Annotated in this window: 1 protein-coding gene; it reads left to right on the top strand. The window is 48.6% G+C overall.

Translation table 11 applies throughout. The features are described from left to right. Nucleotides 1-253, top strand: a 253-nt coding sequence (locus FN960_RS24450) for a YciC family protein (protein WP_260682107.1), incomplete at both ends; no start/stop codon positions are given.

Here is a 253-nt window from a genome sequence, read left to right as displayed (position 1 = left end):
AATTTTGCTGCAAGCTTCAGCGGCTTCCACTTTTTCAGGATTGATCGGTAACGCCATTCTCGCCGGAGGCGTAATATTAATTATCCAGCTGGTGTCTGCGGGTCAGAGAGTCAGTGCGCTGCGAGCTATTGGTGCCAGTGCGCCGATATTGCCCAAGTTATTTATTCTGATTTTTCTGACTACCCTTTTAGTACAGATTGGCATCATGCTGGTGGTCGTTCCGGGAATTATCATGGCCATTTTGCTGGCCCTG

The sequence above is a fragment of the Alkalicoccobacillus porphyridii genome, from assembly GCF_007293315.1.
Classification (GTDB): domain Bacteria; phylum Bacillota; class Bacilli; order Bacillales; family Bacillaceae_D; genus Alkalicoccobacillus; species Alkalicoccobacillus porphyridii.
Note: the sequence above shows the minus strand (reverse complement) of the source record. Positions and strands in the feature narration are given on the sequence as shown.